At 64.1% G+C, this 13460-nt stretch carries 7 protein-coding genes; 6 read left to right on the top strand and 1 reads right to left on the bottom strand.

All coding sequences use genetic code 11. The features are described 5' to 3' along the window. Position 1 precedes the first annotated feature (1 nt). Positions 2–1210, bottom strand: coding sequence for a xylose isomerase (gene xylA / locus ABXJ56_RS08170; protein WP_353999185.1), 1209 nt, complete (start codon positions 1208–1210; stop codon positions 2–4). Positions 1211–1326: 116 nt separating this feature from the next. Here xylA and ABXJ56_RS08165 point away from each other — a divergent pair, with 116 nt between their 5' ends. The 6 genes from ABXJ56_RS08165 to ABXJ56_RS08140 all read left to right on the top strand — a co-directional run bounded on the left by ABXJ56_RS08165 (position 1327) and on the right by ABXJ56_RS08140 (position 13234). After that, positions 1327–2334, top strand: a complete 1008-nt coding sequence (locus ABXJ56_RS08165) for a LacI family DNA-binding transcriptional regulator (protein WP_353999184.1) — start codon at positions 1327–1329, stop codon at positions 2332–2334. A gap of 1576 nt (positions 2335–3910) precedes the next feature. Beyond that, entirely contained in the window at positions 3911–4252 is a 342-nt protein-coding gene (locus ABXJ56_RS08160; protein WP_353999183.1) for a substrate-binding domain-containing protein, read from the top strand. Positions 4253–4406: 154 nt separating this feature from the next. Further along, on the top strand, positions 4407–5060 hold the full coding sequence (locus ABXJ56_RS08155) for a hypothetical protein (RefSeq protein WP_353999182.1): 654 nt from the start codon (positions 4407–4409) through the stop codon (positions 5058–5060). A 738-nt stretch (positions 5061–5798) separates the two neighbouring features. Continuing rightward, positions 5799–7070 carry a hypothetical protein gene (locus ABXJ56_RS08150; RefSeq protein WP_353999181.1) on the top strand — a complete coding sequence of 424 codons (1272 nt, stop codon included), beginning with the start codon at positions 5799–5801 and terminating at the stop codon, positions 7068–7070. A gap of 222 nt (positions 7071–7292) precedes the next feature. After that, complete coding sequence (locus ABXJ56_RS08145) at positions 7293–11957, top strand: ATP-binding protein (RefSeq protein WP_353999180.1); 4665 nt, start codon at positions 7293–7295, stop codon at positions 11955–11957. Positions 11958–12043: 86 nt separating this feature from the next. Then, positions 12044–13234 (top strand): hypothetical protein, encoded by a 1191-nt coding sequence (locus tag ABXJ56_RS08140; protein ID WP_353999179.1) that lies wholly within the window; start codon positions 12044–12046, stop codon positions 13232–13234. Positions 13235–13460 lie beyond the last annotated feature (226 nt).

Raw genomic sequence — 13460 nt, 5'->3', positions numbered from 1 at the left:
GTCAGCCGCGTGCTCCCATGAGGTGCTCGGTCGCCAGCTGCTGCAGGCGGACGAACCCGAAGCCCTTGCCGCCGAGGTAGACCGACGGGTCGAAGTCCTCGTAGGCGGAGCGGTCGGCGAGGAAGTCCTCGTACGACTCGCCCTCGTTGAGGGTCGGAACCGACAGCTCGTCGACGCGGGCGGCGGCGAGCGCCTCCTGCACCTCGGGGTCGGCGCGGAAGGCCGCGGCGCGCTCCTTGAGCAACAGGTAGGTGCGCATGTTGGCCGCAGCCGAGTCCCAGACGCCGGTCTCGTCCTCGGTGCGCGAGGGCTTGTAGTCGAAGTGACGGGGGCCGTCGTAGGCGGGGACGCCGCCGGGGCCGCCGTTCTCGAGCAGGTCGACCAGCGAGAAGGCGTTGTGCAGGTCACCGTGACCGAACACGAGGTCCTGGTCGTACTTGATGCCGCGCTGGCCGTTGAGGTCGATGTGGAAGAGCTTGCCGTGGAACAGCGCCTGCGCGATGCCGGCGGTGAAGTTCAGGCCCGCCATCTGCTCGTGGCCGACCTCGGGGTTCAGACCCACGAGTTCGGGACGCTCGAGCGAGTCGATGAACGCGATCGCGTGTCCGAGGGTCGGCAGCAGGATGTCACCGCGGGGCTCGTTGGGCTTCGGCTCGATGGCGAAGCGGATGTCGTAGCCCTTGTCGGTGACGTAGTCGCCGAGGAGGTTGACGGCCTCGCGGTAGCGCTCGAGGGCCGCACGGATGTCTTTGGCGGAGTCGTACTCGGCGCCCTCGCGGCCGCCCCACATGACGAAGGTCTTGGCGCCGAGCTCGGCACCGAGGTCGAGCTGACGGAAGACCTTGCGGAGGGCGAAGCGACGCACGTCGCGGTCATTGGAGGTGAAGCCGCCGTCCTTGAAGACGGGAGCCGAGAAGAGGTTGGTGGTCACCATCGGCACGGTCATGCCGGTGTCGGCGAGCGCGCCCTTCAGGCGGTCGATCTGCGTCTGACGCTCGGCGTCGGTCGAGCCGAAGGCGAAGAGGTCGTCGTCGTGAAAGGTGAGTCCGTACGCGCCGAGCTCGGCGAGCTTCTCGACCGCGTGCACGACGTCGAGGGCGGGGCGGGTCGGCCCGCCGAACGGGTCGGCTCCGTTGTAGCCGACGGTCCACAGACCGAAGGTGAACTTGTCGGCGGGGGTCGGGACAGGGCCCGAAGCCTGGGTGGTCATGGCGCTCCTTCGCGGTAATTGTTGCGGTTAACAACGTATCTCACGATCGGCTCCGCGTCCATCCCCCGCACCGTGCCGGTTCAGGGCCGTAACGCCGCCCGGGCTAGCATTCGAAGATGCCCGAAAAGACGCGCGTGACCCTCGCCGCGATCGCGGCCGAGGCGGGCGTCTCGCTCGCGACGGTGTCGAAGGTGCTCAACGGGCGCGCGGACGTCTCCGCCGCCACGCGCGAGCGCCTCGAGGAGCACCTGCGGCGGAACGGCTACACCCGGCGCAACGCCAGCCAGCGCTCCGAGTACATCGAGCTGGTCTTCCACGAACTCGAGCCCAGCTGGTCGGTCGCGGTCATCGAGGGCGTCGAAGAGGTCGCGGATGCCGCAGGCCTGTCGGTGGTGCTCAGCGTCAGCGGTGACCGCCACACACCGGCATCCGACTGGATCGACGGTGTGCTGCGCCGACGCCCGCTCGCCGTGGTGCTCGTCTTCAGCGACATCCATCCGCGCTATCGCGAGAAGCTCCGCTCGCGCGGGATCCCCTTCGTCATCCTCGACCCCGCCGGCGACCCGGCACCCGACGTCCCCTCCGTGGGATCGGCGAACTGGTCGGGCGGGCTCGCCGCCACCCGCCACCTCATCGAACTCGGGCACACCCGGATCGCCGCGATCACCGGCCCCGAAGACATGATGTGCTCCCTCGCCCGCGTCGACGGCTACCGCTCGGCGATGAACGCCGCGGGACTCGAGATCGACCCCGACCACATCCGCTTCGGCGACTTCCTCCCCGGCGAGGGCGAGCGCCACGGCGCTGAGCTGCTCGCCGGCCCGAACCCGCCGACGGCGATCTTCGCCGGCAGCGACCTCCAGGCGCTTGGCGTGATCGCCGCGGCAGCCGAGCGCGGGCTCTCGGTGCCCCGCGATCTCTCGGTGGTCGGATACGACGACATCGCCCTCGCGCGGTGGATGAGCCCGCAGCTCACCACCGTGCACCAGCCCCTCCGCCGCATGGGCGAGGAGGCCGCGCGCCTAGCCCTGCGCATCGCCGACGGCGAGCAGGCCGACACGATGCGCATGGACCTCGCTACGCACCTCATCGTGCGCGGCAGCACCGCGCCGCCCGCTCGGTGACAGTCACCAAGCCTGGCGGATGTGCCGGATGGAGTCAGACGAGTCTCGTCGCTCAGCGAGAAAGGACCGGCACCCGCTCCATCGTCGCGAGTGCCGATGCCGATCGTGAGTTCAAGTCCGTGTTTCGGGCGCTGGGGACAAGCGGTCGCGCGACTCGGCTCGACTCAGCGCGTCATCGCGTTGACGCGGGTTCTTCGACGGTCGCTTCCGAGCACGGGCCCGCCGATCGAGGAGAGCTATCTCGTGAGGGACGCGGGAATTGTTGGCGCCGGGGCAGGCGGCGCCACGGCGCGTGACCCGAGATCGACTGGGACTGCAAGGTATTCCCTGGGAAGCCACGACGGCGCTTCCACCGTAGGTACCGGCTGGCGCCGGCTGAACCAGTTGCGGCGTTTGCGGAGCGAGGTGGGCCCCGGTGTCTCGAGGGCGGCAAGAAGCGCGTCGCGGTCGGCGGGCAGGTGAGACCGTCGGTGTAGAAGGCCGTTGGCATGCTGGGTGGCCCCAGTGAGGTGGTCGCGAACCAAGGGCGCGTACTCGCGCCCAGCTCAACCACACCGGATACGGTGGCAGTCCGCTCCATTCGCCTCGTCCGGCGAGGTAGGTGGCGTGCTCAGCGTCTGCGCCGTACCACAAGCTACGGCCGGACCATTCGATACCGCGAACAACTTCCCCGCTCGCGTAGACGGCATCGACTGCCTTAGCGAACTCGACAAAGACCCCTTCCAGCGACCGTTGCCATCTCTCATCTTCGAGCGGGGCAGCAAACATCGTCAGGCTGCAGGCGGACACCACCGCGTGCGGGTCCCGTGCTCGGCCGATGCTGGCGTGTTGAACCGGGCTGGTGCCGCGCATATAGACAGAGTCGGTCTCCGCAGCAACGAAGGCGACGAAGGCTTCGTCGGCTCCGTCGTCCCATCGCTTCTTTAACGGCTCGTAGGACCCGTAGCGTCGCGGTAACGCCTCGGGTATGTGACGCCTCGCAGCGTCGACGAAAGTGCGAGCGACCCGTTCGGGTGCCATCTCTCCTACTCTCAGGTACCAGTGCACGTCGACGACCGAAACAAGTCCCGGCTCAGCTCGCGGCGCCAGCCGCGAGCGCCCTCGATGGAAAACATCACCCGCCTGCTGGTCAAGCGCCGCGCCTTCGATCGCCGTCGCTATCCGACGAGCGGCGCGGATCGCGTGCGGGATCTCAGATGCCGCTGATCCTTCAACTAACACCTCGACCATGTGCGTGGGCGCGAGGACTGCAGCGACCACTTCGTCAGGGATGTCCTCCGGGTCGACGAGGACCGGAGCGCTGACCGTGAATGAGTAACGGCGCCGCTTGCCCCGAACGACTATCAACGACCCGGCGTCGTCCTTCTCGACCGCCAGATCCGCCGCCGTGATCACATCGCGGAGCTCTGGAAGCTCGATGTCACGACCGTAAACATGGAGGTCATACGACATTCCGAAAAGACCCTTCTCGACCGGGCATGGAAGGCCGACAATAGCCCCTGCCAGCACTCCGCGCTCCCCCGTCCAGGGCACGCGTGTTGGCGAACGACAACCTCGCGTTCTACAACGGAGCGGCATGCCGGGGTGTCACGGCCGAGAGCCCGCCGGAGCACCCGGATCGCATCCTGAAGCGGCGCGAGTTCGCGTCGACGGCTACTGCTCGGCGATGAACGCCGCGGGGCTCGAGATCGACCTTGACCACATCCGTTTCGGCAACTTCCTCCCCGGCGAGGGCGAGCGCCACGGGGCCGAGCTGCTCGCGGGCCCGAATCCACCGACGGCGATCTTCGCCGGCAGCGGCCTCCGGGCACTCGGGGTGATTGCGGCGGCCGCCGCGCGCGGGCTCTCGGTACCGCGCGATCTCTCGGTGGTCGGCTACGACGAGATCACCTCGCGCGCTGGAGGAGCGCGCAGCTGACTATCGTGCACCAGCCGCTCCGCCGCGCGGGCGAGGAGGCCGCGCGCCTGGAGTCGGGCATGGCCGAGGGGGCAGGCGAACCGCGTCAGCGGAGCAGACCGCGCATTGCGCTCAGCGAAGGCACCGATCACCGACATACTCCTATGATCGCGACGTGGGCGAGAACACCGCGCGATCGATGCTCGGCCTCTCAAGCCCGCGACTGCTGACGACCGGTCGGGTCGAAGTCGCGTACGTCGCCGCGCGCAAGCACACCAGCCAGGTGCCGACCACGAGGTCCGAGGGTGCGGCCCACCAAGCGCACGCGTTGCGACTCGACGAAGCCCGCGTAGTTCTACTGAATAGGGCAGTCCGTCTAACGCCGAATGGAGACGCGCTCGTCACCCTGACGGTGATGCAGTTCTTCCTCGGCGGTGCAGTTCTCTTCGCCACCGCGCTCGCGATCGTGGTGGCCGCGACTACGGATTATGACAGCATCCTGTCGGTGGTCGGTTGGCCGATCGCTGCCCTAGCCATATCGTTTTCCTCGATGGTGATTGCTCTCCTGGTGGGGCTCCCCCTACGGCTGGTTCCTGCCCTCAGAGCACGATGGCTGGCACACGGCGAGTGGACGGTCGCGGGCGTGATCATCGGGCTGGCATCAACCATCGTCATCATCGCTGCCGCCCCGATGATCACGGTGGTCGACGAAACCGGCATCTACGAAGCCAGAGATATCACCTGGTGGGCGCAGCTCGGCGCCTGGTTTCTGTTCGCCTTCTCGATCGCCCATTTCGTATGGCCACTCAAATGGGCGCGACGGCTGTGAGCTCTACCTGGCGTTCTGGCAGTCCATACACACGCCCCTACGTCGGGGCGAGGAAGCCGCGCGCCTGGCGCTCCGCATCGCCGACGGCGAACCCGCCGACACCATGCGCATGGACCTCGCCACGCACCTCATCGTGCTCGGCAGCACCGCCCCGCCCGCCTGAGCGGGAGTCACCGACATGACGAAACCCCCGCGCGACAAGGTCGGCGGGGGCTTGTTTGGGTATCTCAGCTATCGCGGCTCATAGTCTGTGTCCTTCCCTCGGGATAGCGAATGTAACCCGCAGCGCGCACTTTGACAATGGGGAACCAGGGCGTCGCGCTGAAGCAGAGATGCCAATTGCGGCGGTGCGCGTTGATAGATCGTCATTCGGGCATTGCCCGTTGGCCGGACGGTGGCGTGCGCACGACGGCTGGGGTCAGGCCGCGCGCGCAGATGATTCGTTTCGATCGGGGAGCCTGAGCGATCGCCGCGAGATCGCCCGCGGTGTCGCGTGACGGGCCGGCGGATGACTAGACAGGTGCGCGAATTCTCCGACCTGAGCGATGGTCATCGGTTACCCACAGAACGCGATGCGGGCGATGAAGGCCAGCGATCACGCCGATCGAGTTGACCAGTGGGGTATTGCGTACGGGGATCTCCCTGCTGAGCAACGCATGTGTGATCCGGCGCGGCGGCCAGGTCGGAGGGTTGGGCTACGATCCCCACTGCGAGTGATTTCGGACGAGGACGGACCGATTGCCCAAGAAAGCTGACATCTCCGCGGACGCGCGCGAGCTTCTCAAAAGCGTGAAAGAGCGGTACCTCCAGTCACGGGACTTCAACGGCCTACATGTCCGTCGCGGCCGAAATTCCGATACCGAACTCGAGGCGGCGATCGAGCTTGTTACGGCCGGCCTTGTCCAGGTCGTCGGACCAAGCGACTACATGAATATCCACATCCGCCCATGGCCGTCGCGTCGAACTCCGGCCATGCAGGTCGAGGAAATTCGAGAGCTATCGGCGGATGCCTACGGCGTCGCGCTCTACCCCATGGCGAAAGCGATGAAGAGAGTCAAGCTCCCGAAGAGGTACGAGGACGCCCCGTTCGCTCGCGCAATGGCTCGCGGCAGATCTACCTTGGAGGTAGCGTTCTTCAGCGCCGACGTACTAGAGGGGTATCGCAATGACGCCCGGTTCCGGTTCGGGATGGGCGACTACGGCATCAGTTTTGGGCTCACAGATGAAGCATTCGACGACGAAGATAATCAGGGAAGGGACAGCGTCTCGCTTCTTCACTTGGGCTTCGCATACGACATTCGCGACCCCGCTCCGGGAGATCCGGAGCCGACGATCGTGCGCCGAGTCGCCGCCTTCTACGGCGACCTGAAGGACCTAAGCCCTGAGCATCAGCAACGATGGGCCAGCTATCAGGTCGACGATGAAGGTGTGGAGCCCCATCCTGTCTGGTTCGCGTCGCAAATGGGCAACTGGCCGAACGGCGTCGGTCCGTTCGAACGGCTGATTCTAGAGCTCAAGAATGTCAGCCTGCTGTTTGAGAACGTGTGGGGGGCGAAGCTCTTCCGGACCCACGGGACGCCCGACGACTTTGGCTGGATTCTGCGGGCCGACCAACGTGAGTGGGATCATTTCATTCACTCGCTCGACAAGCTTCTTTCGGACAACATCAACCATGCGGCCCTTGATAAGGCTGGAATCGCGAAGAAGAACGCTGCAGGACAGTCACTCGGCACCCTCGTGAGGCTCGAGCAATTCATGACCGAGAACGGCGTGTCGCTTGGGAAAGCGAAGTGGGCGCTGGCACCGCTCCGAGAGGTTCGAGCTGGACGGCAGAAGCCCGCCCACGCGCTACGAGTCAACGTCACCGACAAGACCTTCATCCGCAAGCAAGTGCGTCTGATGCACGACGTAAACGAGGTACTCATCAACATCCGAGATTGGCTGGCGAGCCATCCGCAAAATCGCGGATGGGGTGATCCTTCGTCCGGGTTGAAGGACTACCCGATCTAGAGTGCGCGTGGTAACCGGCTGGACGGCGTGGGCCCTATTCGAGTCGACACAGGCAATTGACCTCCTGACTTGCTCCGAGAGTGTGCTGGTCCCGCCTGGTCACGGCGCTGCTGGCGCCGGCGCGTCCTAGTGTCTTCTATATGGGTGAACGGTGCGGGGCGCACCGCCTACGACAAAGGACCGAGGCTGTTGAACTCGATTGACCTGCGGAATGTTCGGGCCATGGGGGGAACCCAAGCGCGAGGCTTCGAACACCTTTGCTTCCAACTACGCGAGCCAGCTCCCGAAGGCTGGACGACAACGAAGACTGGCGACCCGGATGGAGGGGTCGAGTGGTACTACACTGCGCCGTCAGGCGAAGTGTGGGGATTCCAGTGCAAGTTCGTTTGGAATGTCACCGATCTGATAAGCGCTGCGAAGTCCAGCTTTGACGCGGTGGTGAGAAACCGCGACGCCCGAAGGGTCAAGAGTCTGACGTTCTACGCACCCTTCGATCTCCCCGACGCTGCTGCGCGCACCACCCGCGGCAGACCGACCAAGAGCGCCCGCGCGCGATGGGACGACGCCGTACAAAAGTGGCTTGCTGCGCTTCCTGAATGTGACGAAGTCCGCATCCATCTCATCACCGAGGGGGAGATTCTCGAGCGCCTGCTGAAACCGGGCAACGAAGGGCGACGGAAATTCTTCTTCGACAACGAGTTCCTTTCGCGCCACTGGTTTGAATCTCAGCTTCGCAAGACCATCGCCCTCGCAGACGAGCGGTACACGCCGGAGTCCAACGTGGAACTCGTCATCGGACGCGACATCGATGGAGCACGTCGCGCTCCCAGCTTCGAGGACGTCATCGCTAACGCCAACGCGAAAGCCAGCGCGGCGTTGAGTGATCTCGCCAACACTATTGAGCACGACCGATCACACCCAGACTTTCCGACGTTCCTCGCCGATTTTGCCATCGAACTCGACAGGGTGCGACTGGCCCGCTTCATGCCGTCGGTGAACATCACCGATGGCCGTGACGACGGCCAGCTGGCGGCGTTGGCCGAAGCCGTTGACAATGTGCTCGCGCCGGTTGCCACGCTAGCCAACTCAGTGCCCGACGAGCAGGGGACGTCACCATTGGCTCCTGCAACGTATCAGCCCAGGACCGTGCGGCGAAGGATTGAAGCGCTCCACGAAGCTCTTTCGCTGCTGAAGAAGTTAGAAGTTACGACGGCTGTGGAGGCGGCGCGGACAGGTAGCCTCCTCATCACCGGTGAGGCTGGTCAGGGCAAGACCCACCTTCTCATCGACGCAACGCGGCACGCCTTGGAAGACGGGGATCTTGCCATCTGCGTTCTGGGCGAGGTGCTCGATGCTGGCCGTGACATCCTCACTCAAATCGCGGAGCACCTGGGCCTGGGCCCAATGAGCCATGATCGCTTCTTGGGAGCTCTCTCGGCCGCAGCCCAGACCACCTCCAGCCGCCTGCTTGTTTGTGTTGATGCGCTCAATGAATCCGCAGCGCTGGATCGCTGGCCAACTCAACTCGTCACACTAACCACAGAGCTGCGGAACTACCCCGAGTTGTCACTGGTTGTCTCGTGCCGATCGGACCTGGAGGGCGTTACTCTTCCGTCCGCGAGCAAGCGCGAATCGATGGGCCTGATTCAGCGCCGGCACCCCGGATTCCTTGGTCGCGAGCTGGAGGCGCTGGAGGCGTACTTTCGCGCCGTCCCCTCGGCTTGGCCAAAGGCTCCCCTGCTACAGCCAGACTTCAGCAATCCACTTTTCGTGAAGCTATACGCCGCTGGCTTCGATGGGCTTCCCCAGACCCAGATTGCTCAATACGACAAACATCGCTCCGCCGTGTTCGGCAAGTTCATCGCGTCACGCATCGAACGCATCAACCGGCACCTCCATCTCGATCCAACCCAACACAAGGTCGAACAGGCTCTCAAAGCGTTTGAATCCCGCTTGTCCCATCGCGCGACCGCGAAACTGCCCGACGCCGAAGCCAATGAGCTGTTCGAATCGTTCCTTCCCGATCGAACAAAGTGGCCCGACACGCTCTACCAAAAGCTACTGTCCGAAGGTGTGCTCGGGCGGGCGATGCTCTTCAAGGATCACCAACCCGTCGCGGCTGTTCAGTTTGCTTACCAGGCGCTCGGCGACTTCCGTATCGCGTCGACGGCATTGGCGGTCCACAACGCGGAGATCGACGCAGCTCGCAGCGGCCAAGCGGTTTGGAGCCAGCACGGTGGACTTCGGACTTGGTTTTGCAGCGCTGCTCCCAACCTGCAACGAGCCTTCGTCGTCCTCTATGCCGAGGCGACCGGCCAGGAAGTTCTCGATGGCCTTTATGCGGATCCGCACGACATCTTTGACGAGTGCGTGGCCACCAAGAGCTGGGATGGACATGAGATCTTCCGCGATGTGCTGGCAATCACAGTGGAAACGATTCCTCAGCGGCGGCCGGCGAGTGTGACTGAACGGACGCTTGAACTCGCACGCATCGGGCAGCACCCGAACTCTCGGCCCAATCTGTGGGACAGCGCGGTTGCTGTCGCCGCTGAACCTCACCACGTTCTCAATGCCGACAGACTGCACGCCATTCTCCTGAACGCGGGGCGGCTCAAGCGAGATGCATTCTGGATCGAGTACACCTGGCACCTCCTTTCTGACGACAGTTCTCCGCTACTTCGACTAATCAGGTGGGCGGAGCGGACTAGGACGCCAAGACACCTGACGCCGGCGGGAACTGCAGGAAGCGGCGCTCAAGGTGCCGACCCCGAGGTTGTTCGGCTCGCCGCTACGACGCTCACGTGGTTGCTCGTTTCGAGTAATCGGTTTGTGCGCGATCGAACCACCAAAGCGCTCACTCAACTTCTCCTTGGCCACGGCTCCGCGTTGTTGGCTCTGCTTAGCCGGTTCGGTGTGGAGGACGTGCGCCGAGTTGATGACGCTTATCTGATCCAACGACTGGTCGTTGTTGCATACGGGTGGGCGATGCGGGTCGGAAGGAGGGATCCGCGCACGTTGGCCAGCCTCGCCGAATTCGTCCGCGACAACATACTCGGTACCGACTCATTGGTGAATCGCCACTATCCAGACGTTCTCACGCGCGACGCTGCACAAGGAATCTTGGAGTTGGCTGCGCACGCGCTGCCAGAGTTCAAGACGGAGTCGGCGCCTCCCTACTCATCGACCCTTCCAGGAAATCCACCGACGGAGGAGGCGCTGAACGATCGTTACGAGCGAAGGCGTCGAGATCCATCTGGATCGGTTCAACCATCCTGGGCCAGCCTCTACCTCTCGATTTTCTCGATGGGAGACTTCGGACACTACGAAATCGAGCCTGCCGTCCGGAACATAAGTACCGTCCGACGTACTAGTCCTCGCCCCGTTCGCGACAGCAGGCACACCGAACCACGGAAGCTAATCAAGTCGCGTTGGGCCGCTTTCCTGCGAACGCTACCACCCGACCTCCGCTCTCGCGCCGAAGCACTTGAGTCGCAGGATGCGGCTGGTCTGGTTGGGTTCCTAGGCGAACTCGACGCCATCCAACGTGCGGCATTCGACGCCGCCTTCAAACGGCCCAGACGAGTTGCGCCGAGCACGATCAACGCCGTGTGGGCACGCCGTTGGATATTCAGCGAGGTGGTGAGGCTGGGGTGGACCCCAGAGAGGTTCGATGAAGTCGAGTCGCGCTTGACTCGGAATCACTCGCGCACCTCGCACAAGACTGAGCGCATCGGAAAGAAGTACCAGTGGATGGCGCTGTACCGTCTCCTCGCCAAGCTGCTCGACAATTACTACTTCATTCACCAGTACCGAGGCGGCGGCGACGACTACATTGGGGCGTGGCAACTCGGGTTGCGCGACATCGACCCGAGCCTTCCCCCAGCACACTTCAGTCCCCCCGATTACCATTACGACGATTCCGACCCGGAATGGTCCGTTTCGTCGACCCCAACGAGGGCCGAGGGGTCGACTTTCTCGGAGCAGGTCGCGATGCCGTGGGACTTCAAGTTGCGGCTCCTTCCGGACGGACACGATGCGGCGCGCTGGGTGCTGTCCGACACTGACCTGCCATCGCTCAGCGAACGGCTGATCCGCAACTCGGCGGATGGGAGACGCTGGATAGCTCTATCCGAGCACGTGACACATTCCGCACCGTCGAGTTCGGACTCTTGGGATGACGGGCGAGCAGAGGAGTGGAGTCACATCTACGCATGGCTGGTCAAGGACCCTGAGGCGGCGACCCTTGCGGCTGCACTGGAGAACCGCACGTTAATGGGTCGATGGATGCCGGAAGGCGGAGACCGCACGTCGAACTACCTCGGAGAGTTCAGTTGGCGAGCTTCCTGGGAGGACGTCGACGCTGACATCTCGGCAGGAGATGATGCCAGATTCGGTCGCGAGTGGGCCGAACTTGTCTCCCTCGGAACGGGGGCGCCAGCGGATGAGTCCGGCCTGTTCGTACTCCCCGCAAGTGTCGGATACCTATGGGAGGCGTCGGCCGATTGCTCGATCGAGGAGTCCGTCAACGTCACAATGCCCGCGGGAGCGCTATTGGACACTCCGACGATCTCGCGGCACCCAGACTCTCCCGATTGGTTTGATGGACCAACTCATATCGCTTCCTTCGTTCGCATCGGGACTAGCTCGACGCGCGGAGGCATTCTCTTGATTGCGGAGGACTGGCTGCGGGCGCGGCTCTCGGAGTTGGGCTGGGGGGTGGTCGTCGGGCTTCTCGGTGAGCGACGAGTTCTTTCGGGCGAGAGCAAGGTATGGCAGCAGTTCGACCACATCGCGCGCCTGGACCTGGCCGGCTGGACATTTGGGAAGCTTCGACCAGACCTGCAGTACGCGTACGACTACGTCGACGAGGATCCTCAAGAGGAGTAGGAGTCCGGCGGCTCAATCGAGAGACCGAGGTCGCTGGACCAGCCTTCTACGACTTCCCTGCCCCTCCATGTCAGAGTGGGTGGACCATGCGCACTCCTGGCTTCCACGCACGGCGCTGGCTGAACTCGAACCGCGACGACTGGTTTGAGTGGGTGAGCGGCCCGGCCTCGGCGCGCCTCGAGCGCATGGATCGCCTGTCGCACGCTGTGATGAGCATGACGCGTGACCTGATCGGACACGGCGGCGCGGCAGAACTCGTCGCCGCGCTCCCGGCAACTCTCGAGAGGTGCAACGAACTCGCATTCGACACTGATGTTGAGACGCTCGCCTACTCTGTCTGGCACCTCGTCGAGCGATACGTGCGAGTCATCGAGGTCTTGGATGACCTGCTACGCAGCGGCGATCTTCCGTTGCGCAAGACGCGACTCACGGCCCTGGAAGTAGGAGCGGGGCCGATGCCCGCACTCCACGCGGTGCGAGACTTCTACGCGGACCTTGCGCAATGGTCCCAAGCCCGCTCGGGCGCGGCGTCAATCGTTGGGGCCACACACCTGTACACACTAGATAGGAGTCCGGGCTGGGGACGCTTCAACCATTGCGTTGGCGAACGCCTGATGCATCTGGGCGATCAGGAAGGCCCTCACAAGTTCGCAACAGATTTCCTCGACTTCCAGTCATTCTCCGTGAGGGCAGCCCATCGCGGGGCTATCAAGCGCGCTGCAACACAGTTGTACACCGAATCGCTGGAGTGGGGGGAGAGTCGCCTCACGCTTGGAGAGGCCCGAAGTCAAGTCGGCAGCTCCCACAGCGGCCCGCCTGGCGCGATCGACCTGATGATCGTGTGCAACTTCCTCACCGAAACCTCGATGACGACTCAGTTCGAAAGCGAGATTGCCGAGTTGGCAAGGTCGCTCACCCCAGGTGGCGTACTAATGATGATCGGAAGCGCTTCAGACGACTACGACGAGATCTTCGACTCCCTCGATGCGATTGTCCAGCGAGCCAAGACTGTGAAACGCCTCGCACCTCGGCGACAACTCGTGCGCGTCAATTCCGATCTTCGCGAGCGCGTCACGCAAACTCTCGTGACCGTCCTCCGGGTTATCGAAGCCGGCGACCGCGGCGCATTCGACAGTGTGCGTGATCAACTCCCAAAGGACGTCCGGCACCCGGGCAGCACTCCCGTCAACCTGCCGCGGTTCAGGCTGGCGCTCTACAAGAACGAACGCCCCGGCGCGCTCACCGGTCGTGCCCGCCGAATGGCTCGGTTTGCGTAGACAGCGGTCCCGATCTTCCGCCCCGAACGAGAGACCGTGCCGCGCGCAAGCCGGTCCTCGATGGAATACGCCCAACCTTCCCGGTGCGGCTCAGCGCTACCGCATGAGATCACCCGAGGCGACGCCCGTAGGACCCGGTCGCAGGGGTGCCCGGTGAGGGTCCGACCTGTGCCGCACCATCGGCAGAGGGGGCCATCCCCCGCGTCGAAACTTGCGGGGTGTTTTC

The sequence above is a fragment of the Microbacterium aurantiacum genome, from assembly GCF_040532595.1.
GTDB classification, from domain to species: Bacteria; Actinomycetota; Actinomycetes; order Actinomycetales; family Microbacteriaceae; genus Microbacterium; species Microbacterium chocolatum_B.
This window is presented reverse-complemented; position numbering and strand designations above follow the sequence as displayed.

Excerpts from the sequence above, each read along its gene's own strand:
- xylA (WP_353999185.1), bottom strand. The coding sequence starts at position 1,210 with ATGACCACCCAGGCTTCGGGCCCTGTCCCGACCCCCGCCGACAAGTTC.
- ABXJ56_RS08165 (WP_353999184.1), top strand. The coding sequence starts at position 1,327 with ATGCCCGAAAAGACGCGCGTGACCCTCGCCGCGATCGCGGCCGAGGCG.
- ABXJ56_RS08160 (WP_353999183.1), top strand. The coding sequence starts at position 3,911 with ATGCCGGGGTGTCACGGCCGAGAGCCCGCCGGAGCACCCGGATCGCAT.
- ABXJ56_RS08145 (WP_353999180.1), top strand. The coding sequence starts at position 7,293 with ATGGGGGGAACCCAAGCGCGAGGCTTCGAACACCTTTGCTTCCAACTA.
- ABXJ56_RS08140 (WP_353999179.1), top strand. The coding sequence starts at position 12,044 with ATGCGCACTCCTGGCTTCCACGCACGGCGCTGGCTGAACTCGAACCGC.